21 protein-coding genes are annotated in these 22174 nt (G+C 64.6%); 10 read left to right on the forward strand and 11 right to left on the reverse strand.

Annotation, left to right across the window (positions count from 1 at the left end):
• Window positions 1-192 precede the first annotated feature (192 nt).
• The 4 genes from UP09_RS10285 to UP09_RS10300 all read left to right on the forward strand — a co-directional run bounded on the left by UP09_RS10285 (window position 193) and on the right by UP09_RS10300 (window position 4044).
• Window positions 193-966 carry a hypothetical protein gene (locus tag UP09_RS10285; protein WP_044538035.1) on the forward strand — a complete coding sequence of 258 codons (774 nt, stop codon included), beginning with the start codon at window positions 193-195 and terminating at the stop codon, window positions 964-966.
• Window positions 967-996: 30 nt separating this feature from the next.
• A complete protein-coding gene (locus UP09_RS10290) occupies window positions 997-1218 on the forward strand; it encodes a cysteine rich repeat-containing protein (RefSeq protein WP_044538036.1) in 222 nt (73 codons plus the stop codon).
• An 88-nt stretch (window positions 1219-1306) separates the two neighbouring features.
• Window positions 1307-2437 carry an FAD-dependent monooxygenase gene (locus UP09_RS10295; RefSeq protein ID WP_044538037.1) on the forward strand — a complete coding sequence of 377 codons (1131 nt, stop codon included), beginning with the start codon at window positions 1307-1309 and terminating at the stop codon, window positions 2435-2437.
• Entirely contained in the window at window positions 2434-4044 is a 1611-nt protein-coding gene (locus UP09_RS10300; RefSeq protein ID WP_044538038.1) for a benzoate-CoA ligase family protein, read from the forward strand. Before UP09_RS10295 ends, UP09_RS10300 begins: the two co-directional genes overlap by 4 nt.
• Window positions 4045-4217: 173 nt before the next feature.
• Here UP09_RS10300 and UP09_RS10305 read toward each other — a convergent pair whose 3' ends face one another.
• Genes UP09_RS10305 through maiA form a run of 3 tightly spaced genes read right to left on the reverse strand, consistent with a single transcriptional unit; the run spans window position 4218 to window position 6536 of the window.
• The gene (locus UP09_RS10305; protein WP_044538039.1) at window positions 4218-5402 is read right to left on the reverse strand and encodes a 3-hydroxybenzoate 6-monooxygenase; all 1185 of its coding nucleotides are present in this window, start codon (window positions 5400-5402) and stop codon (window positions 4218-4220) included.
• Window positions 5402-5914 (reverse strand): MarR family winged helix-turn-helix transcriptional regulator, encoded by a 513-nt coding sequence (locus UP09_RS10310; protein ID WP_044538040.1) that lies wholly within the window; start codon window positions 5912-5914, stop codon window positions 5402-5404. Before UP09_RS10310 ends, UP09_RS10305 begins: the two co-directional genes overlap by 1 nt.
• On the reverse strand, window positions 5904-6536 hold the full coding sequence (gene maiA / locus UP09_RS10315) for a maleylacetoacetate isomerase (protein ID WP_044538041.1): 633 nt from the start codon (window positions 6534-6536) through the stop codon (window positions 5904-5906). Before maiA ends, UP09_RS10310 begins: the two co-directional genes overlap by 11 nt.
• A 103-nt stretch (window positions 6537-6639) precedes the next feature.
• On the opposite strand from maiA, the gene gtdA reads away from it, so the two are divergent.
• Window positions 6640-7680, forward strand: coding sequence for a gentisate 1,2-dioxygenase (gene gtdA, locus UP09_RS10320; RefSeq protein ID WP_044538042.1), 1041 nt, complete (start codon window positions 6640-6642; stop codon window positions 7678-7680).
• A 162-nt stretch (window positions 7681-7842) separates the two neighbouring features.
• On the opposite strand, the gene UP09_RS10325 is transcribed toward gtdA, so the two are convergent.
• The 4 genes from UP09_RS10325 to UP09_RS10340 all read right to left on the reverse strand — a co-directional run bounded on the left by UP09_RS10325 (window position 7843) and on the right by UP09_RS10340 (window position 11985).
• Window positions 7843-8670, reverse strand: a complete 828-nt coding sequence (locus UP09_RS10325; RefSeq protein ID WP_044538044.1) for an ABC transporter permease — start codon at window positions 8668-8670, stop codon at window positions 7843-7845.
• Entirely contained in the window at window positions 8663-9436 is a 774-nt protein-coding gene (locus tag UP09_RS10330; RefSeq protein ID WP_044538045.1) for an ABC transporter ATP-binding protein, read from the reverse strand. Before UP09_RS10330 ends, UP09_RS10325 begins: the two co-directional genes overlap by 8 nt.
• A 130-nt stretch (window positions 9437-9566) precedes the next feature.
• Window positions 9567-10542 (reverse strand): ABC transporter substrate-binding protein (locus UP09_RS10335; RefSeq protein WP_156164550.1); only part of this gene is annotated, 976 nt, incomplete at its 5' end.
• A gap of 81 nt (window positions 10543-10623) precedes the next feature.
• Entirely contained in the window at window positions 10624-11985 is a 1362-nt protein-coding gene (locus UP09_RS10340) for an FAD-dependent oxidoreductase (protein ID WP_044538047.1), read from the reverse strand.
• 108 nt (window positions 11986-12093) lie between these two features.
• Here UP09_RS10340 and UP09_RS10345 point away from each other — a divergent pair, with 108 nt between their 5' ends.
• Complete coding sequence (locus UP09_RS10345; protein ID WP_044538048.1) at window positions 12094-12978, forward strand: LysR family transcriptional regulator; 885 nt, start codon at window positions 12094-12096, stop codon at window positions 12976-12978.
• A gap of 27 nt (window positions 12979-13005) precedes the next feature.
• Here UP09_RS10345 and UP09_RS10350 read toward each other — a convergent pair whose 3' ends face one another.
• On the reverse strand, window positions 13006-15042 hold the full coding sequence (locus tag UP09_RS10350) for a methyl-accepting chemotaxis protein (RefSeq protein ID WP_044538049.1): 2037 nt from the start codon (window positions 15040-15042) through the stop codon (window positions 13006-13008).
• Between the two features lie 17 nt (window positions 15043-15059).
• Window positions 15060-16046 (reverse strand): TRAP transporter substrate-binding protein, encoded by a 987-nt coding sequence (locus UP09_RS10355; protein WP_044538050.1) that lies wholly within the window; start codon window positions 16044-16046, stop codon window positions 15060-15062.
• A gap of 241 nt (window positions 16047-16287) precedes the next feature.
• Between UP09_RS10355 and UP09_RS10360 the strand changes: the two genes are divergently transcribed.
• The gene (locus UP09_RS10360) at window positions 16288-16542 is read left to right on the forward strand and encodes a hypothetical protein (protein WP_044538051.1); all 255 of its coding nucleotides are present in this window, start codon (window positions 16288-16290) and stop codon (window positions 16540-16542) included.
• Between the two features lie 16 nt (window positions 16543-16558).
• Here the strand turns inward: UP09_RS10360 and UP09_RS10365 are convergent, their stop codons facing one another.
• Window positions 16559-17356 carry an enoyl-CoA hydratase-related protein gene (locus tag UP09_RS10365; RefSeq protein WP_044538052.1) on the reverse strand — a complete coding sequence of 266 codons (798 nt, stop codon included), beginning with the start codon at window positions 17354-17356 and terminating at the stop codon, window positions 16559-16561.
• A gap of 167 nt (window positions 17357-17523) precedes the next feature.
• On the opposite strand from UP09_RS10365, the gene UP09_RS10370 reads away from it, so the two are divergent.
• Both UP09_RS10370 and UP09_RS10375 read left to right on the forward strand, forming a co-directional pair.
• The gene (locus tag UP09_RS10370) at window positions 17524-18498 is read left to right on the forward strand and encodes a ketopantoate reductase family protein (protein ID WP_044538053.1); all 975 of its coding nucleotides are present in this window, start codon (window positions 17524-17526) and stop codon (window positions 18496-18498) included.
• A 39-nt stretch (window positions 18499-18537) separates the two neighbouring features.
• Window positions 18538-19314 carry an SDR family oxidoreductase gene (locus tag UP09_RS10375; RefSeq protein ID WP_044538054.1) on the forward strand — a complete coding sequence of 259 codons (777 nt, stop codon included), beginning with the start codon at window positions 18538-18540 and terminating at the stop codon, window positions 19312-19314.
• Between the two features lie 95 nt (window positions 19315-19409).
• Here UP09_RS10375 and UP09_RS10380 read toward each other — a convergent pair whose 3' ends face one another.
• Window positions 19410-20090, reverse strand: coding sequence for an alpha/beta hydrolase family protein (locus UP09_RS10380; RefSeq protein WP_082070083.1), 681 nt, complete (start codon window positions 20088-20090; stop codon window positions 19410-19412).
• A gap of 244 nt (window positions 20091-20334) precedes the next feature.
• Here UP09_RS10380 and UP09_RS10385 point away from each other — a divergent pair, with 244 nt between their 5' ends.
• Window positions 20335-22173: a di-heme-cytochrome C peroxidase gene (locus tag UP09_RS10385; protein ID WP_044538056.1), complete on the forward strand. Its 1839-nt coding sequence runs from the start codon at window positions 20335-20337 to the stop codon at window positions 22171-22173.
• Window position 22174: the final 1 nt, after the last annotated feature.

The raw sequence follows: 22174 nt of genomic DNA on the forward strand, positions 1-22174 counted from the left end.
ATTCAGAATGCTTATCGAAGACGTCGTGTCGGGCGAAGGCCAGCTTGATGTAGTCCATAGCAACAATCTGCTTGCCGTGGAACTCGAAACCGAAAATGATGTCGCCCGCTGAGGTTGTTACAGCAAGACTTTTCATAAATTGACTTCGGTTGAAGCGGCGGCTTCCGGCGACAACAAAGGGATTGAGTGAAAATGACCATCACGTTGAGACGTGCGGCAACGCTTTCGGCTTTGTTCGCACTGGCCGCATTCGTGAACGCCGCACCGGCCCTGGCGCAGGCGCCCACCCAGGCCCAGCGCGACGCCATCAAGTCGCAATGCCGCAACGACTACATCGCGCATTGCTCCAGCATCCCGCCGGGCGGCGCGGCGTCGCTGCAATGCCTGCAGAAGAACATGGCGAGCCTCGCTCCGGGCTGCGCCGGTGCGGTGCGTGCGGTTGAAGCGCCGCCCGCCGAGTCCGCGCCGAAGGCCGACTCCGCTCCAGCGAAGACGGAAGCGGCTCCCGCCGCACCGGCCGCCAAGCCCGCCGCAGAGGCCGCAGCGCCGAAGGCAACGGCCAGGAAGCCGAGCAGCGCGCAGATCTCCGCGATCCGCAGCGCCTGCCGGTCCGATTATCCCAGCGTTTGCGCTGGTGTGCCGACCGGCGGCGCGCCGGCGCTACAGTGCCTGGAGAAGAACAAGGCAAGGCTCTCGCCGGGCTGCGAGCGGGCGGTTGCCGCCGCGAGCGGTGGAGGCTCCGCACCTGCCGCGGCGCCCCCGGCTGCGCCGACCGTGATCATGCTACGGCCGATGCGGCCACGCGAAGAGCTGTTCGTGCTGCGCTCGGCCTGCGGTGCCGATGTTCGCTCGATCTGCGGCGGCGTTCAACCCGGCGGCGGCCGGATCATGCAGTGCCTGGCGACCAATGCGGGCTCGCTCTCGCCGGAGTGTCGCGACGTGCTGGCGTCGTTCGCGGCGCAATAGGTTCAATTGCTCCGGAGAAGGAAGCAACCGATGCTGCGTATCATCCTGACCGCCGCGCTGCTCAGCGCATCAAGTGCCGCGTTGGCCCAGCAATTGACCGCCGCGCAGCGCGACGCCTGCATGGGCGACTACCAGAAATATTGCAAGGACGTGACGCCCGGCGGCGGACGCATCATCGCCTGCCTCGCCAAGGAGAGCGACAGGCTGACGCCGGCCTGCAAGAAGGTGCTGGGCGAGGCGGAGAAGAAGTAACGCTGCGCATTTTCCCTCTGGCGTTCCCACCGGAGGCGGATTAGTGTCGGCGAAATTGTAAGTACACTGTCAATCTGGGAGGCAGACGTTGCGGATCGCCGTGATCGGCGGAGGGCCCGGCGGGCTCTATTTCGCCTATCTCTGGAAGAAGCGTCATCCGGACGCCGAGATCGACCTGTTCGAACAGAACGCCGCCGGCGCCACCTGGGGCTTTGGCGTGGTGTTCTCCGAGCAGGCGCTGGACTTCCTGCGTGCCGACGACCCCGATACGGTCGACGCCATCGCGCCGCAGATGGAGAGCTGGCAGAACATCACGCTCAATTTACGCGGCGAAAGCGTCGAGATCGACGGCGTCGGCTTTGCCTCGATCGGCCGGCTGGCGTTGCTGACGCTCCTGCAAGGGCGCGTTCGCAGCGTCGGCGTCACGCCGCGCTTTGATACATCGGTGCAATCGGTCGACCAGCTCCGCGATTACGATTTGATCGTTGCCGCCGACGGGCTGAACTCGATGGTTCGCCGCGATTTCGAGACCGCGTTCGGCGCCTCGGTGTCGCATTCGAGCAACAAGTTCGCCTGGTATGGCACCACCAAGACCTTCGCGACGCTGTCGCAGACCTTCGTCGCGACCGAGCTCGGCAGCTTCAACGCGCATCATTACCGCTATGCCAAGGACATGAGCACATTCCTGGTCGAGTGCGACGCGGCGACCTGGGCGGCTTATGGCTTCGCCGACGGGAGCATCGAGGACTCGCAGGCGATCTGCGAACAAATGTTCGCGGCGACACTGGAGGGCCATCGGCTGATCTCGAACAAGTCGGTGTGGCGTAACTTCCCGTGGATCTGGAACGAGCGCTGGTCGCACGGCAACATGGTGCTGATCGGCGACGCGCTGCATTCGGCGCATTTCTCGATCGGCTCCGGCACGCGGCTTGCGATCGAGGATGCGATCGCGCTGACCAAGGCGCTTGAAGCGGAGAATGGCATTCCGGCTGCGCTGGCGCGCTATGAAAGCGAGCGCAAACCGATCGTGAAGAAGCTCGTCACCGCCGCGCGCACCAGCGCCGACTGGTACGAGCATTTCCCCACGCACATGACGCTCGACCTGATGGATTTCGCCTACAGCTACATCACCCGCTCCGGCCGGATCGACAATGCGCGGCTGCGCACGATGTCGCCGGCCTTCATGGCCCGCTATGAAGCCGCGAAGGGTAAGTCATGACTGCAATCGTCGATCAGGTCCCGCCGGACAACCTCGGTGCGCGCGAAATCGGCTTTGCCGTTCCCGAGCGCTACAATGCAAGCCGCATCCTGTTCGACAATCTCACCAACGGAAACGCCGAACGCACGGCGCTGATCGGCCCGGCCGGCAAGCACAGCTATCGCGAGCTCTGCGCCGAGGCCGCGCGCTGGGGCCACGGCTTTCGATCACTGGGGCTCAAGCGCGGCGACCGCATCCTGCTGTTCCTCGACGACACCCCGGCCTATCCGGCGGCGTTTTTTGGCGCGGTGCGCGCGGGCTTCGTGCCGCTCTTGATCAACACGCTGACCGCGCCGGACCTGCTGCAATTCTATCTGTCGGATGCCAGCGCGCAGGTCGCCGTCGCCGACGCCGAATTTTGTTCGCGCTTCAACACTGAAGCGTGCAAGGACACGCCGCTGCGCACGCTGGTCGTCGTCAACGGCTTAGTCGGCGATCACGCCGTGGCAGATGCGCGCGTTGCCGACGAATGGCTGCGAGGATTTGGCAGCGAGCTCGACGAGGCCGACACGGATCGCAACGAGATGGCGTTCTGGATGTATTCGTCGGGTTCGACCGGCCGCCCCAAGGGCATCGTGCATCTGCAGCACGATATGGCTTATAGCGAGCAGGCGTTCGCCCGCAGCGTTCTGACACTGACGCCCGACGACATCTGCTTCTCGGTCCCAAAGATCTTCTTCGCCTATGGCTTCGGCAATTCGATCACCTTCCCGTTCTCGGTCGGCGCCGCCACGCTGCTGCTGCCGGGCCAGCCGAAGCCGGCATCGATCTTCGCGGCGATCGAGCAATATCGCCCGACCGTGTTCTTCGGTCTGCCGACGCTCTACATCTCGCTGACCAAGGCCGAGGGTGCAGATGCCACCGACTTCTCCTCGCTGCGAATGGCGGTCTCCGCCGCCGAGGTTCTGTCGGCGGAAGTCTTCAACGGCTGGAAGGCGCTGACCGGGCTCGAGATCATCGAAGGCCTCGGCTCGACCGAGGTGCTGCACATCTATCTCTGCAACCGCGCGGACAACAAGAAGCTCGGCGCCGCCGGCCTGCGCGTCCCCGGCTACGAGATCATGCTGCGCGACAGTGACGGCCGCGAGGTCGCCGACGACGAGGAAGGCATTTTGTGGGTGCGCGGCGATTCCGCGACGCCGCTGTACTGGAACCGGCCCGACAAGACCGCCGAGACTGTGCGCGAACAGGGGTGGATCTACACCGGCGACCGCTTCGTGCGCGACAGCGACGGCTTCCACTTCTTCCGCGGCCGCGCCGACGATCTGATCAAGATCTCCGGCCAATGGGTCTATCCGCTCGAAGTCGAGCTCTGCCTTGCCGATCATCCCGACGTCCGCGAATGCGCCGTCTATGCCGCGGAACTGCCGGATCGCCGCATGACGCTGAAGGCGGTGGTGGTGATGAACCGCAGCGGTTTCGACAGCGGCGAAGCGACGCGGCGGCTGCAGGATTACGTCAAGGCGAAGCTGCTGCCGTATAAGTACCCGCGCGAGGTAAAATTCATCGACGAACTGCCGAAGACCGGAACGGGCAAGATCGACCGGCAGGCGGTGATGCGGATGTAGTTCCACCGTATCCGGACGCAACAACCACACATTCGACGTCGTCCCGGCGAAAGCCGGGACCCATAACCACAAATGCTTGTTGTTGCGGCGCGCCGTGGCCCCAGCGTCGCATAACCTTGACATCGGTGGTTATGGGTCCCGGGTCGCGCTTCGCTTGCCCGGGACGACAGTGGTTATGCCAGCAACCCAGTCCCGCCATACAGCCACGCGATATCGTCGCACCACTCCTCTTGCGACTTCGCACTCATCACCGCGTTGCGGATTCGGGCATGCTCGCCGGCGGGGTGATAGACGTGCTCGCCGATCGCGCGCGACATCAGTTGCACGCGCGCGGTACGCGGGAAGCGCCTGATACGGTAGGCTTCGAGTGCCGCCGCCGGGTCGTCGTGATGGGCCAGCATATGCGACAGGCACACCGCGTCCTCCATCGCCTGGCAGGCGCCTTGTGCGAAATATTGCAGCATCGGATGCGCGGCGTCGCCGAGCAGCACCACGCGGCCGTCGATCCAGTGCTCGGTGGGCTCGCGGTCGCACAGCACCCAGAGCTTCCAGTTGGTGCCGTGGCGGATGATGCTTTGGGCCCGCTCATGGACGTGGCGAAAACCCTTCATCACCTCCTCCTCCGATACCGGCTTGCCTGCAACCGGCTCCGGCGCGTCGTTGTGATAGGTGACGACGAGGTTGAACACCTTCCAGCCCGAAAGGGGATAATGCACGATGTGGCATTTCGGGCCGGCCCACAGCGTTGCTGCGTTCCAGCGCAGATCCTCCGGCATCTGCTCGGTCGGAATCACCGAGCGATAGGTGGTGTGGCCGGAGACGCGCGGCGGGCCATCTGCCGTGACCTGCTTGCGGATGTTCGACCAGAGGCCGTCAGCGCCGATCAGCAGCCGCCCGGTGATCCGCTCGCCGTCGCCTAGCTTTGCGGTCACGGATAAACCATCCTGCTCGTAGCCGACCACTTCGCTAGAGACGCGCAGCTCGACCAGCTCGTGGCTCTGGCAGGCGCGCAGGAACACGCCATGCAGGTCGCCGCGATGAACCACCGCATAGGGATTGCCGAAGCGCGTGCGGAAGCTGTCACCGAGATCGATATGGGTGATCTCTTCGGCGGTGAGCGCATCCATCAGCCGGAGCTGATCGATATAGACGGCCATGTTGCGCGCGGCTTCACCGACGCCGAGATAGTCGAAGGCGTGGAATGCATTCGGCCCGAGCTGGATACCGGCACCGATCTCGCCGAGCGTGGACGCCTTCTCCAGCAGGATCGAGCGGATGCCCCTTTGCGCGAGCCCCAGCGCCACGGCGAGCCCGCCGATGCCGCCGCCCGCGATCAGGACGGGTTTAGTCTCCGCCATCAGCCCGACTTCCCGAGATGTTCGAGCGCGTCCTCGGCGCGCAGCGGCACGCGCGAGGCCTCGTTGTTGAGATCGACCAGCTGGGTCAATAGCGCCAGCAGGGTCTTGCGGTCGGCCGGCTTCAGCGGCTGCAGCATCCGTGCCTGGGCCTTCTCGACCGAAGGCATGATGTTATCAAGCGCAGCGGCGCCAGCCTTGGTGAGGTAGAGCAGCTTGACGCGCCGGTCCTCAAGCGTCGGCTTGCGGGTGATGAACTCCTTGGCCTCCAGCCGCTCGATCACGTTGCCGAGCGTCGAACGGTCGAAGGCGATCACCGCCGAGAGCCGGGTGGCGTCGATGCCGGGATGGGTCGAGATCGCGACCAGCGCGGCATATTGCACCGGCGTCAAATCGAACGCCTTGCACTCCTCGACAAACAGCGCGACCGCGATCTGCTGCATGCGCCGGAACAGATAGCCGGGCGCGGCATAGACCGCGTCCATCGTCACTGACGTTGGCTTGCTACTCGGCATCGGGTTGCTTGTCCGGGGCCGCGTCCACGAATGCCTTCACCTGCTTCGCAGCGGCTTCTGCCTTGAGCAGGCGCGGATAGGCCGCGAGATCGACGCCAAAGCGCCGTGCATTGGCGAGCTGCGGCACCAGACAGAGATCAGCAAGCGTCGGTATGTCGCCGAAGCAGAACGGCCCGGCCTCCCCGGCGATCAGGGTCTCGCACGCCGATAATCCCTCGCGGTTGGCCCAGGCCGCCCATTCCGTCACCTTCTCTTCGGGCAAACCGAGCTGACGCAGCCGCGCCAGCACTTTCAAATTCTGCACCGGATGGGTGTCGCAGGCGATCGCCTGCGCGAAAGCCCGCACCTTGGCGCGACGCAGCGGATCCTTCGGCAGCAGCGGCGGATTGGGATTGGTCTCATCCAGCCACTCGATGATCGCGAGCGACTGGGTGAGGATCGCACCTGCATCGTCCTCCAGCGTCGGCACCAGCCCCTGCGGATTGATCGCGAGGTAGGCGGGCGCGCATTGTTCGCCCTTGCGCAGGTGATGCGGCAGATGCTCTGGCGTCAGGCCCTTCAGATTAAGCGCGATCCGGACCCGGTAGGACGCGCTGCTGCGGAAATAGCCATGCAGCTTCATCGGAACCTCCCTGCAATTTTCTCGTTTGGCTTGTTGCGTGACGTTGACGCTATCCATATTGTCAGTATGCTGTCAATCTCAACGATAATAACGGGAGGCCCCCATGGAAGCCGTGCAGAAGACCCCGGAGCGCGAGGCGTTCTACCAGAAGATCGACGGCGAAAACCTCTCGGCGCTGTGGAACGTGATGAACGATCTGATCACGCCGGAGCCGCGGAGCGCCTGCCGCCCGCATTTGTGGAAGTTCGACCAGATCCGCGATTACATGAACGAGGCCGGTCGACTGATCACGGCCAAGGAAGCCGAGCGCCGCGTGCTGGTATTGGAAAATCCCGGCCTGCGCGGCCAGTCGAAGATCACGACCTCGCTGTTTGCCGGCGTGCAGATGGTGATTCCGGGTGACGTCGCGCCGGCCCATCGCCATGCGCAATCGGCGCTGCGCTTCGTGCTCGAGGGCAAGGGCGCGTTTACCGCTGTTGATGGCGAGCGCACGGCGATGTCGCCGGGCGATTTCGTCATCACGCCGTCGATGACCTGGCACGACCATTCCAACGAAACCAACGAGCCGATGTTCTGGCTCGACGGGCTCGACATCCCGATGGTGCAGTTCTTCGATTGCTCGTTTGCCGAAGGCTCCAAGGAGGACCAACAGCAAATCTCCAGGCCCGCCGGCGACAGCTTTGCGCGCTACGGCCATAACCTCCTGCCCGTGGACCAGAAGCGGACCTCAAAAACCTCACCGATCTTCAACTACCCTTACGAGTACACCCGCGAGGCGCTGGAGCAGGCCAAGGCCAGCAATGAATGGGATGCCTGCCACGGCCTGAAGCTGAAATTCTCCAATCCCGAGACCGGCGACTTCGCAATGCCGACCATCGGCACCTTCATCCAGCTGCTGCCGAAAGGCTTCAAGACCGCGCGCTATCGGTCCACCGATGCGACCGTGTTCGCCGCGATCGAAGGCAAGGGCCGTACGAGGGTCGGCGACGAAACCTTCGAGTGGGGCCCGCGCGATCTGTTCGTGGTGCCGAGCTGGCGCTGGGTCACCCATGAGGCCGACGCCGATTCCGTGCTGTTCTCGTTCTCCGACCGCCCGGTGCAGCAGAAGCTCGATCTGTTCCGCGAGGATCGGGGCAACGCGTAAGGCCGTCGTCCCGGGCAAGCGCAGCGCGACCCGGGACCCATAACCACCGCCCGCTGTTTTTGAAGATGCTGTGGCCCCAGGTACTTCTAACAACCACTCCCTGTGGTTATGGGTCCCGGCTTTCGCCGGGACGACGTCGGTGTTGTGGCCAGCAGCGTGTCTTCACCGCCAGTGCAATAGCCGCACTTCCAGCAAATTGATCAACCTGCCCACCGCGAGCCCGAACAGCGACAGGATCACGACACCGGCGAGCAGCTGATCGGTCTGCATCAGATTGCCGGCCTGCAGCACGAAAGCACCGATGCCGTATTGCGCGCCGATCATCTCGGCGCTCACCACCAGCAGCAGCGCGACCGATGCGGTGATGCGGAAACCGGACAGGATCGAAGGCAGCGCGCCCGGCCAGATCACGCGGCGGACGATGGCGTGGAACGGCACGTTGAAGCTTTGCGCCATCCGAATGAGATTGCGCGGCACCGCATCGACGCCGCTATAGACCGAGATCGCGGTCGAGAAGAACACACCGAGCGCAATGGTCGCGATCTTCGGCTCCTCGCCGATTCCGAGCCACAGGATCAAAAGCGGCAGCAGCGCGATCTTCGGGATCGGAAACAGCGCCGAGATGAAGGTGATGCCGACGCCGCGCGCCATGGTCGACAACCCGATCGCAAAGCCGACGATGATGCCCGCGGCGGTGCCGATGATCCAGCCGGTGCCGATCCGCATGATCGACCATGAGAGGTGCTGCCACAGCGCCCCCGACATCGCGAGCCTGTAGATCGCAACCGCAATCGCCGACGGCGCGGGCAGGAACAGCGGATTGACCCAACCCGTGCTGCCGGCGAGTTGCCAGACCGCGATGACCAGCGCGAGCACGATCCAGCCGGCATAGCGGCTGCCCGCTGGCATAAAGCCGCCACCGCGAAACGCGACCGGTCGCGGCGTCTCCGCGGATTGCTGTTTGGTCTCAGGCGCCGCCCGGTCAAGCATGCTGGACCTCGCGCTCGGCATCGATCGCTTCTTTCCGGATCAACGACCACAGATCACCCTGCAACGACGCCAACTTGCCGCGCGCATCCGCTGCGCCACGCTCGGCGCGCGTCATCGTGACAGTCACGATCTCCTGGATACGGCCGGGACGGCGCGACAGCACGACAATGCGGTCGGCAAGCCGCACCGCTTCCTCGAGATTATGCGTGACATAGACCGCGCCCATCGCGCCATCGGCGAGCAGGCGGACGAAATCCTCCATCAGCAGCTCGCGGGTCTGCGAATCCAGCGCCGACAGCGGCTCGTCCATCAACAGGATCGCGGGCCGCACCGCGAGCGCGCGCGCGATGCCGACGCGCTGACGCATGCCGCCGGACAACTGCTTCGGATAGGTGGCACGGAAATCCGTCAGCCCGGTGCGGCGAAGCGCATCGTCGATCACGGCATTGCGCTCGCCGGCACTCAAACCCGTATGCAGCAGCGGAAACGCGACGTTCTCCTCCACTGTATTCCACGGCAGCAGGGCAAAATCCTGGAACACGAAGGTCAGCGGATTGAGGCTGCCGGCCGGCGGCGCACCGCGCAATTCAGCTCGGCCCTCTGTCGGCCGCAGCAGCCCTCCGAGGATCGACAGCAGCGTGCTCTTGCCACAGCCGGACGGACCGACGATCGCGACGACCTCGCCGGCGGCGACCTGGAACGAGACATCGTCGAGCACCTCGAGCGTGCCGAAGCGATGGCTGATATGGTCGGCGATCAGGTCCATGTCGTGCTCAGCCCGTCGCCGATGTCGTCATTGCGAGGAGCGGGAGCGACGAAGCAATCCATCCATCCACACATGCGGCGCGATGGATTGCTTCGCTTCGCTCGCAATGACGACTGGTTGCATATCCGCATCAATCCGCCTTCACATAATCCCTGGCGATGATCGCACTCGCATCAAAACCCTTGTCGACGAAACCCTGCTCCTGCAGCCACTTGATCTGATTGTCGACGTTCTTTACGTCCAGCTTCCCGCCCGGATCGACATAGGCGCAGTTGCCCACCACCTGCTCGACCGGCAGGTTGGTGTATTTGGCGATGATCTCGAGCAGCGGTTTTGTTGTCTCGTCGATCGGGGCCTTGCCGTCCTTGACCGCGGCGAGGATGACGTCGTGATATTCGCGATCGGCGCGGACCAGCGCGGCGAGCAGCTTGGTCACCAGCGGCGCATTGGTCAGCGTCTTCGGCGAGGCGAATACGGCGCCTAACTGCCACGGCGTCTCGTCGCCGACCCAACCTAAAAACTTCGCGCCGTTGGAATCCATCAACGTCCGCGCTGTCGAAATCGGCAATAGGGCTGCATCCACGGTCTCGCCCTTCAGCGCCGCGGCCGCATTCGACAGCGACTGCAGCGGTATGACCCTCACGTCCGACAGCTTGAAGCCGTATTTGTCGGCGAGCAGGCCGAGCGAATAATGGAAGCTGGAGCCGACCTGGGTCACCGCCACGCGCTTGCCCGCGAGATCCTTCGGCGACTTCAGCCCCGCGGCATAGGCGTTGTTGCTGGCGAAATAGCCGATCAGGGGATAGCCGGCCTTTTCGCGGCTCATGCCGCCGATCACCTTCAGCGTGCCCTTGCCGGCCAGATTATACAGACCAGCGGTGAATGCGGTGATGCCGACATCGATATCGCCGGAGGTGGTCGCAACCGCGATCGGCTGCGCCGCGTCGAAGAATTTCAGCTCGACATCGAGGCCGGCGTCGCGAAAATAGCCCTTGTCCTGCGCGATGAACACCGGCGCAGAGGACGACAGGCGCAGCACGCCAACCCGGGCCTTCAGGAGACCATCGGCTTGCGCGACGCCGCTCGCAGCCCACGCCAGCAGACCCNCCCGCCACTGCAAGCCGCGCCCAACTCCTCATTCCGCTTCCTCCGACCCGGCGCGGCCCGTAACAACGGACGCGCGCATTCTAAAGTCCCGCAGGCACAGCCTGATCGCGGCCGATGAAAGCCCCCTGCGCGTTGAGCTGTTGTTGCAACTTTTCGACGGAAATGTCGCGCGGAATCGTATTGCCCGACAGCGCCAGCGCGGCCGCGGTTCCCGCCGCCTCACCCATCACGAAACAGGCCCCTGAAACCCGCGCCGCCGATTGCCCCTCATGGGTCATCGAGGCGCAGCGGCCGGCCATCAAGAGATTGTCGACGCCCTCGGGCACCAGCATGCGATACGGCAATTCGTTGTAGCCGCGGGATTCCGGGATCGGCGGAAACTCGAAGATCACATCACCCGGGACATGGGATTCCTTCGGCCAGCCGTTGACGCCGATCGAATCCGTAAACGAGGCGCAGCCCAGCACGTCCTCGCCTGATAGCATGTAGCCGCCGATCACCCGCCGTGTTTCACGGATACCGAGCTGCGGCGGCAGGTCGACGATGTAGGAGTTTTCGAAACCCGGCACCGTGCGCAGGAACGCGAAGGCCTCGACCGCCTGGCGGCGGCCCTCGATCTCGCCGCGCGTCATGTCGTCAGGATCGATGCCGGAAATCGCGCCGCCGTCGCGTCGCGTCACTTGCGTGAAATTCACCCGCCATTCGATCTGCGATTTCTGCGGCCGCACGATCGCGGATTTGCGCGGGAATTTGTGGGTCCCCGCTGCCTCGGCCGCTGCCATCAGCGCCGGGATGGTCCGCCACGCGTCGCCTGCCTTCACCGGATCGATGCCGTTGAGGCGGAACATCATCGAGGGGTAGAGCATGCCGCCCGCGTTGTCGCCGACTTCGTAGGGCGCACCGGCCCAGACCGCGAGGTCGCCGTCGCCCGAGCAATCGATGAAGATGCTGGCCAATACGGCCTGCCGGCCGGCCTTGGTCTCGACCATCAGCGCGCGGATGCGCGGGCCATCCATCACGACACCCGCGCCGAGGGCGTGGAACAGAATGTCGACCTTGTGATGCGCCAGCAGGTCGTCAGCCGCGATCTTGTAGGCCGCGGTGTCATAGGCCTGCGCAAGGATTTTGCCGAGGATCAGATGCGGCGCGTTCAGTCCGCCGAGCCGGTCGATCCGCTCAAGCAACTCGGAGGCGATGCCCTGCACCACCCGATGCATCTCGCCGAAGAGGTTGGCGTGCAGCCCGCAGAAATTTGTCACCCCCGCCGCGGTGCCCATGCCGCCGAGGAATCCGTAACGCTCGATCAGCAGCGTCCGTCGTCCGGCGCGCGCCGCGGCGACAGCCGCCGTGATGCCGGCCGGCCCGCCGCCGAGCACGACCACGTCATATTCGCCGTAAAGGGGGACCTGCCGCGCAGGCTCTTCGATCGTGCTCGCCGCCATTCGCAATTTCCGCCCTGAACCAGTTTGATTGAGCCAACTATGAATTGATGCGAATTGGAGTACAATCCACCAAATTATGTAATCAGCTTTCTCGAATCGAGAAAGATCATGGACACGCTGGTCAACCTCGAAGCCTTCCTCACCACCGCCGATGCCGGCGGCTTCTCCGCTGCCGCGCGAAAACTCAACGTCGCGACATCGGTGGTCGCCAAGCGCGTCACGCAGTTGGAGGAGCGGATCGGCACCGCGCTGTTTCATCGCTCGACCCGCCAATTGCGGCTGACCGAAGCCGGCCAGCAATATGTTCATCGCGCACGGGGCGTCGTCGCCGACGTCGGCGATCTCTTGTCGCGGATGGGCGAGAAGGATCGCGATCTCACCGATCATCTGCGCGTCAAGGCACCGACATCGCTGACCGTCGCGCGGCTGGCGGAAGCCTTCACCACGTTCCAGACCCAGAACCCGAGCGTGAAGCTCGAAATCGTAATGGTCGATCGTCCGGTCGATCCGGTGACCGAAGGCTTCGACATTGCGATCGGTGCTTTCCCGCATTCCTTTGGCGGCGTGGTCGACGAGCCGCTGTGCCGGCTGCCGCGGTTGGTATGCGCCTCGCCGGCCTATCTCAAGACACACGGTACACCGAAGCATCCGCGCGACCTGGTCGATCATCGCTGCCTCAGCTTCCTGCCGACCGGGCCGGAATGGCCGTTCGAGGGGCCGCGCGGCCGCATCAACATCCAGGTGCGGCCGTATCTCTCTTCGAACGAGGGCCGGGTGCTGACGCAAAGCGCGATCGCCGGCAACGGCATCGCGCTGATCTCGCATTATCTGGTCGCGGACGCGCTGCGCGACGGCGCGTTGCGGCCGGTGCTCAAGGAATTTCCGATCCCGGAACTGTGGGTGAAGGCCGCCGTTCCCGAACGCCGCATCGATGCCGCCGCGGTGCAGGCGCTGCTCAAGACACTGAAGACGTCGCTGTCGCAATCGCTGTGACGCGACGCTGGTCTTGTGGCCTGGAACTCAGGCGGCCGAGCGGATGGTATGGAGGAAGTCGTCGACGTTCGACTTCATCGAATCCGCCTGCTGCTTCAGGGCCGCAGCCGCCGTAAGGGCGGCCTCGGCGCCAGCATCGGTCTCGCCCGCCACCGCGCGCACCTGACCGATTTCCTGAGTCACTGCCGAGGTGCCGTTGGCGGCCTCTTCGACGTTGCGCGCGATCTCGCCCGTTGCAGCGCCCTGCTGCTCGACCGCCGCGGCGATCGCGGTGGCGATGTCAGCCATTTCCCTGACGGTGGAGCCGAACTGCGTGATTGCCTCGACCGACTGGCCGGTCGCGCCCTGGATCGTCGCGATCTGGCTGGCGATCTGCTTGGTCGCCTCCGCCGTCTGGGTGGCGAGATTCTTCACCTCGCTGGCAACGATCGCGAAGCCCCTGCCGGCATCACCGGCCCGCGCCGCTTCGATGGTCGCGTTCAGCGCCAGCAGATTGGTCTGGCTAGCGATGGCCTGAATCAACGCAATGATGGTGCCGATCTTTTCCGCCGCATCCGACAGCCCGTGGATCAAATCGGACGTCCGGTTGGTCTCATCGGTCGCCCGGTTCGACACCGCGACGGAGCGCTGCACCTGGCTCGAGATTTCACGGATCGAGGCCGAGAGTTGCTGCGTGGCGGAGGCGACGGTCTGCACGTTCATCGACGCCTGCTCGGCGCGGGTCGCGACGGCTTCGGCGAGCCCGCGACCGCGCTCTGCGACCTTTGCCAACTCCTCGGCGCTGCGGCCCATCTCGTCGGCGCGGCCGCCGACGCCGGCAATGACCCCCTGCATGCCCTGCTCGAAGCGGCCGGCGAGATCCGACATCATGCGGGCGCGATCGGCCTCGGTGGCTTCGCGCTGCGCTGTGGCCTCGCGCTCCATGCGGCGAACCGCCAATGCGTTTTCGCGGAACACCTCGACGGCACGCGCCATGCGGCCGATCTCGTCGCGGGATTCACCGCCCGGGATCGGTTCATCGAGTTCGCCTGCCGCCAGCGATTGCATCCGGTCGGTCATGCCGCGAATCGGGCCGGATACGCTGGCGCCGATCAGCCATGCCAGGACCGCTCCGAGCAGCAGCGCGCCGGCCGCCGTCGCGAGTACGGTCTGCTTGGTCTGATCGACCGCTGCCGCGGTCTTGTTACCCTGCTCGGCGCGCACGGTCCCAAGCTTGGCATTGATCTTGTTGACCTGGTCGTCGATCGCAGCACTTGCCTGCTTCAGTTCGGCCTGCCTTGTGCGCAGATCGCCGGCGACCTTGATCACCTCATCCAGCGCCGCCGCATCGGCGGCGATTGCGATCTTGAGTGTTGTGACCAGCGCCTTCAGTTTGGCGTCGTCCGCCGCTGCAATCTCAGCCTCGGTGTCTGCGATGGCCATCTGGACGTAGGACAACGCCTGCTTGGCGTCGTCGGCATCGCTCGTCGACAAGGTGGCCCCATAGCGCATCACGGTGATCCGCAACATGTCGACAACGCCGGCCAGCCGCATCGGGTTGACAAGCCGTTCCGCATCATCGGACCGGTTGGCGAGGGCGACCTGAATGCCGCCGACATTGAGTCCCGCAATCGCGCCCTGGGCGTCTGTTTTCGTGGCGGCCGCGCGCAGACGATCCGCGGCATCCGCGGCCGCAGTGAACGACGAACGATAGGTCTCCAGCGCGGACTTGACCGGGCCGATGCCTTCCGCGATCGCTTGCAACTTGCCGAATTGCTGGTCGACCTGGTCGGCCAATTTGCCGACGCCGTCGATCGCCTTGGCTGCGGCATCCTTGTCGCCGACATTCCAGGTCCGGATGAACTTCTCGACCGCGGAGTTCGCACTCAAAAGCGCGGCGCGCGTCTGCGACATACCGGCGTCTCCAGCCGCGCTGGTGACGAGTTCGTTGACCGTTCCGCCGATCTGCTGGACCTGTACCGTGGCGAAGCCCGCCAGCAGGACCAGAAAGCTCAGGACCAGCGCGAAGCCGCCAAACACACGCGGACGGACACCGATCGAGGACATCAAGTGCGACAACTTCATGGGAATTCCAGCATTCTTTATTGAGTGGAGCGGATGGCGACCAGCAGATCCTTGCCAAATCGCTTCTCGAATTCAGGATCGAGCGTCTTGACCGCATCGATGAAGGGCTGGCGCTCGACTTTCTCGATGACGTCCATGCCGTTGCTGCGCACCTGTTCGAGCGAGGCAGCATCGAGCTGCGCCTGCCAGGTCACCTCCGCCCCCGCCTTGGCGCCCGCGATCAGCGCGGCCTGGTCGGCCGGAGCGAGTTGCTCGAACGTGGCGCGGTTGGCAATGAACACGATCGGCGCGAAGAAGTGACCGGTCATGGTGAGGTATTTTTGGACTTCATAAAGCCGGGAGCCGGCAATGGTCGGCACCGGATTTTCCTGACCATCGAGCCGACCATCCTTCAGCGCGTTATAGACCAGCGGAAATTCCATCGGGACCACTTCGGCGCCGAGCGCCTTGAACGTCATCTGATAGATCGGGTTCGGAATGACACGAATCTTCAGGCCCTTGATATCCTCGGGCGAGCGAATCGGCCGTTTGGAATTCGTGACGTTTCGAAAGCCCTGTCGGCCGATTGCCAGCAGCGTCAGTCCCTTGTCGGCGAATTTGGCGGCGATCGCCGCGCCGACCGGACCTTGAGCCACGGCCTTGGCGTGAGCCGCGTCGCGGAACAGGAAGGGAATGTCGAACACACCGAGTTCGGGGACCACCGCACTGACCACCGAACCCGACAGCACCGACACGTCGACGGCGCCGCTCTGGGTCGCCGCGAGGATGACGTTCTCGCTCCCGAGTGCGTTGGTGGCGCGTTCGTCCAGGACAATGCGCTTGCCGGCCGCCGCCGTCAGCTTCTGACGAAGCTCATCGGCCCCCATTTGCTGCGGGCTCTGCAACTGAGAGTTGAAGGCCAGTGAAACCAATCGAGGCGAAGCGGCAACTGGATGCAGGACCAGCAGCGCTGACGCCGCGACGATGGATCCGGCTTTCCAAAATCCCAAGACTTGTCTGTGCATTCAACACCATGGCGTGACAATTGTCGTAACCATAATGGCGGGTGGTGATTGAACTCTTAAGGGAACCTCCGTGGAAACCCGGAATTCGAGTCGACCCCGCCGGCGACGATATCCGGATCTCGGGCAAGATGGCGAGGGCATCGGGTTGGGCTGATCGCCGACCTTACCGTCGTCAAGGCGCATGGCGGGAGGCTATACAAGGGATCATGCGCGGTTCGCGGGAGTGACCATGGGATCAAGAATGCACGTACTTGTCGCCGTCGCGATCGGTGTGACAGGCGGCGCGGCCCCTGCTTTTGCAGAAGTCGAGCAATGCCGCTTCATCCAGGCGAAGACCGAACGCGAAGCCTGCTACCAGCGTCAGGAAGCCGCGCTGGCCGCCAAGCGCAAGCCGGAACCCATCTTCGATACCAGACCAATGGAATCGCTGCAGCAGATGCGGCGGGATGACGAAGAGGTCTACCGCAGCATGCACAGCATCTGCCGCGGCTGCTGAGCAGGTGCTGCAAGCCCTAAGCCGTGCCTGCCCATCGGCCGGCGCGCTTCTCGGCAAAGGAGGCAAGACCTTCAGCCGCCTCCGCGGTCTGCCGCTTGGCCGAATGCAGGCGGACGAGGCGCTTGTAGGCCTCATCGTCGACGGCCATGCCGCCGAACGAACTCTCCATCGCGAGCCGTTTTGTCTCCGTCAGCGCATCCGGCGCATTCGCCAGCAACTGCTCCACCACTTTCGCACCGGCGCTCTCGAGCTCAGCCAGCGGCACCACCTCGTGCACGAGGCCGATGCGGCGCGCGTCCTCGGCGCCGAAGCGCTCGCCGGTCAGCGCGTAACGGCGCACCTGACGCACGCCGATGGCGTCGCAAAGCTGCGGGATGATGATCGCCGCCGTTAACCCCCAACGCACCTCGGTGATCGAGAACAGCGCATTGTCGGCCGCGATCACCACATCGCAACCCGCGATCACGCCGGTGCCGCCGCCGAAGCAGCCGCCCTGCACCAGTGCGACGGTCGGAACCGGCAGTGTATTGAGCCGCTGCACGGCCTCGAAGGTCGCCCGCGACGCTGCCTCATTCTCCTCAGCCGACTGCGGCCGCACGCTGTTGATCCATTTCAGATCGGCGCCGGCCTGGAAATGCTTGCCGTTGCCCTTCAGCACCACGATTCGCAGCGGCTTGGTCGAGAGCTCATCGATCGCCGTCAGCACACCCTGGATCAGGGCGCCGTCATAGGCGTTGTTGACCTCCGGACGGTTCAGCGTGACGGTCGCGACCCCGCGCGCATCAAGGCTCCACAGGACTGGGCTGGCCGGCATGGACGTTTCTCCCTCATTCGGCATCTCGTAACGGCACTATGGCGGAGAGCATGTGGGGTGATCCATCACTTTCCGGCGCGCCGGGCCGCGCCACGCGCATGACCAGTTGCGCGAGACCGCGCGCCTGTGGAAACTAGCGTTCCACTTTCCAGGGAATTATTACATCCATGCGCATTTGCATTTTCGGCGCGGGCGCCGTCGGGAGCCATTTTGCGGTCCGGCTGGCGCGGGCCGGACACGACGTGGCTTGTGTGATGCGCGGGCCGCATCTCGACGCGGTCAGAGCTAATGGCCTGACGCTCAGGGTCGGCGACCGCGACTTCACGGCGAAGGTGAAGGCCTCCGCCGATCCGGCCGATCTCGGGCCGCAAGACGTCATCATCAGCACGTTGAAGGCCACCGGCATCGGCGCGCTCGCGACCGGCCTCGCGCCGCTGCTGCACGCCGACACGGCCATCGTGGTCGCGCAAAACGGTATCCCCTGGTGGTACGATCTCGGCCTGCCGACGCATCATCCTGCCATTCCCGACCTTGGCTTCCTCGATCCCGACGGACGCCTGCGCGCGGCGGTGCCGAAGGAGCGGATCATAGGCGGCGTGATCTTCTCGTCCAACGAGGTGATTGCGCCCGGCGTCGCCGCCAACCTCTCGCCGGAGCGCAACCGCCTCCTGATCGGCGAATGCGACGATCGCCAGAGCGAACGCATCGCCCGCTTGCGCGCAGCACTCAATGAGGCCTCCATCGAATCGCCCGAGGTGACGGAGATTCGCGAAACGATCTGGTCAAAGCTGCTCACCAACATGTCGATGTCGGTGCTGTGCCTGCTGACCGGGCTGACCGCACGCGCGGTGCGCGACGATCCGGCGATGCAGGCGGTGATCCCGCGCCTGCTCGACGAAGCCAATGCGGTTGCGACGCACTACATCCCCGCGGTCAAGCGCGTCACCCGCAGCGGCCCGGCGCCCGACCACAAGCCGTCGATCCTGCAGGATTTCGAGCTCGGCCGCGCCATGGAGATCGACGTGCTGGTCCGTGCGCCCGCCGCGTTCGCGCGCGCCGCCGCCCTCGCCACCCCGATGCTCGATGTGATGGCGGCGCTGGCGATCCAGAAGGCGCGTGACAAGGGACTCTATCAGGGCTGACAATTCACGTTCGACGATAACAAGCAGGACATTCGCACCATGCAAGTCAGGGACAAGGTCTGCGTCGTCACCGGCGGCGCAAGCGGCATCGGCGAAGCAGTGGCGCGGGCCTATGCCGAGGCCGGCGCGCGCGGCGTCGTGGTCGCCGACCTCAAGACCTCGCGCGATCGGCTCGCCGGCGTCGCCGGCGATATCGATGGGCTGGCGGTGACCGGGGATGTCGGGCTCGAGGAGGACGTCAAGGGACTGATCGCCGCCGCCGAAGATAAATATGGCCCGGTCGATATTTTCTTCTCCAATGCCGGATTGTCGCGCAAAGGGCAGGAAACGGCATCGGATGCCGACTGGGATGAGAGCTGGCGGGTGCATGTGATGAGCCACGTGTTCGCGGCACGCGCCCTGGTACCCGGCATGCTCGCGCGCGGCTCGGGGTACCTCCTCAACACCGCCTCGGCCGCGGGGCTTTTGGCCTCGCTGAACTCGATGCCCTACGGGGTGACCAAGAACGCCGCGGTCGCGCTCGCCGAACATCTCGCGATCCAGTACGGCGACCGCGGCATCCGCATCTCCGTGCTCTGCCCGCAATCGGTGCAGACCGGCATGACCACGCCGGGCCCGAGTGCGGCCCGCGTCGACGGCGTGCTGCAGGCAAGCGAGGTCGCGAGGATAGTGATCGAGGCGATGGACGAGGAACGCTTCCTGATCCTCTCGCATCCGCAGGTGCAGGACTACGTGCAACGCAAGGCCGCCAATCGCGACCGCTGGCTATCCGGCATGCGCCGGCTGCGCGACCGGATCTATGGCGGTGCGGCGTAGGGATTTCAATCGCCGTAGCCCGGATGGAGCGAAGCGTAATCCGGAACGGTGTCACAGCGGATAGCTACCCCGGATTGCGCTTCGCTCCATCCGGGCTACAAAGGTCTTGTCACCCACGCCGCGAAGGTATCCAGCACCTCGGCCAGCACCTCGCGGTCGTCGCGGCCGGAGCGCTTGAGCACATGGAAGGAATGGTCGGCCTCGCCAACCAGATGCAGCGTTGCCGGCGCTCCCAGCCCCTTCACCACGGGCTCGAGCAGATCGAGTTCCGCCAGCGCATCGCGCGTCCCCTGCAGGAACAGCATCGGAACCTCGACCTCGGCGAGATGCTTCGCCCGCTCGCGCGACGGCTTGCCGGCGGGATGCAGGGGAAAGCCGAGGAACACCAGCCCGCGCACATCAGCGAGCGGCGCCTTCGCCTGGGCCTGCGAGGTCATGCGGCCGCCAAACGATTTGCCGCCGGCGAACAGCGGCAGGTCACCGCAACGGCGCGCCGCCTCCGCGACCGCTGATCGCACGGTCGCCTGCGCGATGGCCGGGGGATCGGGCCGCTTGCTGCCTTTCTCCATGTAGGGGAACTGATAGCGCAGCGTCGCGATGCCGCGTCCGGCAAGACCCACGGCGATTTCCTCCATCGACGCATGCGTCATGCCGGCACCCGCGCCATGGGCAAAGACGTATGCCGCGCGCGCATGCGGTGGGCGCAGCAACAGCGCGGACACCGTGGTGTCGTCCGAGACTGCCATGGTGAGCTGTTGCGCGGCGGCGGCGTTCAAGCGGTGCCTCGGGAAAGACTGGTCGGCCATTTTAGCTTTGCGTCGCGATGCGCGCAAATGCCGCCGCGGCCGGGCCGCCAAGGGTGAACTCGTTCACACCCGGCCGACATTTCCGCTATTGGGCCAAACGCCGCGACTGTAGGATGGTGCGCGGCCCGATACACGCCAGACGCGAATCGATTTTTGGCGATTTTTAACATCTCGTGAATACTACGCGCTGTGACCGCGAATCAGGGGACGGGGCATGCGTCGCAAGACGATCGTTATCATCGGGCTGCTGGCTGTCGCGGGTCTCTTGTACTTCAAGGACGATCTGAAATTCCTCGCCGAAAGCTTCCAGGTCAAGGCCGTCGACTATCAGCCGCCGGCGAAGACCGTGTGGCTGGACCAGAAGGTCAGCACCGAGCGGCTGAGCTGGTTCTACCATGCCGATCAGGGAACCCGAACTTTCCTCATCCCCTATAAATGGTTCATGGCGCTGGAGCAGCCGACGATCCCCTGGCTGCTGTTCACCGCCGCGCCGCCCCTCAGCGACACCAACTATCTCGCCCGCTTCGGCTTCATTCCCGATACCGTGATCCCCGGCAAGCCGGATCCGCTGCCGATCGGCTTTGCGCAAAGTACCGCGATGCTGGACGCCAACGGAGCGCCCTGGCGCGATCCGCATAGCGGGGCTGATATGACCGGGATCGGGCTGACCTGCGCGGCCTGCCATACCGGAAGCTTCACCTATCGCGGCACCGAGATCGTGATCGACGGTGGGCCGGCCAACACCAATTTGTTCGAATTCCAGAAGGGCGTCGGTCTGTCGCTGCTGCTGACCCGGTTCTGGCCGGGCCGCTTCTCGCGCTTCGCCGATGAGATCCTCGGCAAGGACGTGAGCCTCGACGACCGCATGGCGCTACGCGGCCAGCTCGACCTGGTGCTCAAGCAATATGCCAACATCAACTCGCTGGAGACCAAGGTCGCTGCCAACAGCGTCGAGGAGGGCTATGCGCGGCTCGACGCGCTGAATCGGATCGGCAACCAGGTGTTCTCGATCGATCTGAACAACCCGAACAATTACGCCTCGCATTCAGCGCCGGTGCATTTCCCGCGGATCTGGAACGCGCCGTGGTTCAGCTGGGTGCAATATGACGGCTCGATCATGCAGCCGATGGTGCGCAATGCCGGCGAGTCGCTCGGCGTCAGCGCCGATCTCAATCTGCTCGACCCGGCCAAAGGCCTGTTCAAGTCGAGCGCGCGGATCGACGTGCTGTACGAGATGGAGCGGATGATCGCCGGCGATCCGCCCAGCGAGGAGAAGGGCTTTGGCGGCCTGGCGTCGCCGAAATGGCCGGAGAACATCCTGCCGCCGATCAACATGGATCTCGCGAAGAAGGGCGGCGATCTCTACAAGACGCATTGTCAGGGCTGCCACGGCCCGGCGATCGACAGCAAGGCGCTGCCGGCGAGCGAAGCCTTCGCGCTGTTCAAGGACACCAAGCGGTGGATCAAGAACAACGCGGGCCAGCCGCTGCTCGACGTCGCGATGATACCGATCAGCCAGATCGGCACCGACAGCGCGCAGGCCGACGGCCTTGCGGCGCGCACGGTCGAGACGCCGCCTAATCTCAACATCAAGGACAACAGCTTCGGATTTGCGCTGCGTGACGTGGTCGTGAGTACGGTCAACACTTGGTACGACCAGAACAGCGCGCCTCCAGCGGATCGCGACCGGATCAACGGCTACCGGCCGCCCGACATCCAGGCGCCGCTCGCCTACAAGGTCCGGCCGCTCAACGGCATCTGGGCGACGCCGCCCTATTTGCACAACGGCTCGGTGCCGACCATCTACGCGCTGCTGTCGCCGGTGAAGGATCGGCCGCAGCAGTTCTGGCTCGGAGGCCGGGAATACGACGCCAAGGATCTCGGCTATCTCTCGAAGGACAGCATCAAGAACGGCTTCCTGCTCGACACTTCCAAGCAAGGTAACACCAATATTGGGCACGAATTTTCCGACGAGAAGCGTCAAGGCGTGATCGGCCCGGAGTTGAAGGAAGACGAGCGGCGCGCGCTGATCGAGTTCATCAAGACGCTCTGAG

Origin of the sequence: Bradyrhizobium sp. LTSP885 (assembly GCF_000938305.1) — a bacterium.
Lineage (GTDB): Bacteria > Pseudomonadota > Alphaproteobacteria > Rhizobiales > Xanthobacteraceae > Bradyrhizobium.

Excerpts from the sequence above, each read along its gene's own strand:
- gtdA (WP_044538042.1), top strand. The coding sequence starts at position 6,640 with ATGGAAGCCGTGCAGAAGACCCCGGAGCGCGAGGCGTTCTACCAGAAG.
- maiA (WP_044538041.1), bottom strand. The coding sequence starts at position 6,536 with ATGAAGCTGCATGGCTATTTCCGCAGCAGCGCGTCCTACCGGGTCCGG.
- UP09_RS10300 (WP_044538038.1), top strand. The coding sequence starts at position 2,434 with ATGACTGCAATCGTCGATCAGGTCCCGCCGGACAACCTCGGTGCGCGC.
- UP09_RS10325 (WP_044538044.1), bottom strand. The coding sequence starts at position 8,670 with ATGCTTGACCGGGCGGCGCCTGAGACCAAACAGCAATCCGCGGAGACG.
- UP09_RS10355 (WP_044538050.1), bottom strand. The coding sequence starts at position 16,046 with ATGCACAGACAAGTCTTGGGATTTTGGAAAGCCGGATCCATCGTCGCG.
- UP09_RS10330 (WP_044538045.1), bottom strand. The coding sequence starts at position 9,436 with ATGGACCTGATCGCCGACCATATCAGCCATCGCTTCGGCACGCTCGAG.
- UP09_RS10345 (WP_044538048.1), top strand. The coding sequence starts at position 12,094 with ATGGACACGCTGGTCAACCTCGAAGCCTTCCTCACCACCGCCGATGCC.
- UP09_RS10370 (WP_044538053.1), top strand. The coding sequence starts at position 17,524 with ATGCGCATTTGCATTTTCGGCGCGGGCGCCGTCGGGAGCCATTTTGCG.
- UP09_RS10360 (WP_044538051.1), top strand. The coding sequence starts at position 16,288 with ATGCACGTACTTGTCGCCGTCGCGATCGGTGTGACAGGCGGCGCGGCC.
- UP09_RS10310 (WP_044538040.1), bottom strand. The coding sequence starts at position 5,914 with ATGCCGAGTAGCAAGCCAACGTCAGTGACGATGGACGCGGTCTATGCC.
- UP09_RS10340 (WP_044538047.1), bottom strand. The coding sequence starts at position 11,985 with ATGGCGGCGAGCACGATCGAAGAGCCTGCGCGGCAGGTCCCCCTTTAC.
- UP09_RS10285 (WP_044538035.1), top strand. The coding sequence starts at position 193 with ATGACCATCACGTTGAGACGTGCGGCAACGCTTTCGGCTTTGTTCGCA.
- UP09_RS10305 (WP_044538039.1), bottom strand. The coding sequence starts at position 5,402 with ATGGCGGAGACTAAACCCGTCCTGATCGCGGGCGGCGGCATCGGCGGG.
- UP09_RS10375 (WP_044538054.1), top strand. The coding sequence starts at position 18,538 with ATGCAAGTCAGGGACAAGGTCTGCGTCGTCACCGGCGGCGCAAGCGGC.
- UP09_RS10365 (WP_044538052.1), bottom strand. The coding sequence starts at position 17,356 with ATGCCGGCCAGCCCAGTCCTGTGGAGCCTTGATGCGCGCGGGGTCGCG.
- UP09_RS10350 (WP_044538049.1), bottom strand. The coding sequence starts at position 15,042 with ATGAAGTTGTCGCACTTGATGTCCTCGATCGGTGTCCGTCCGCGTGTG.
- UP09_RS10385 (WP_044538056.1), top strand. The coding sequence starts at position 20,335 with ATGCGTCGCAAGACGATCGTTATCATCGGGCTGCTGGCTGTCGCGGGT.
- UP09_RS10290 (WP_044538036.1), top strand. The coding sequence starts at position 997 with ATGCTGCGTATCATCCTGACCGCCGCGCTGCTCAGCGCATCAAGTGCC.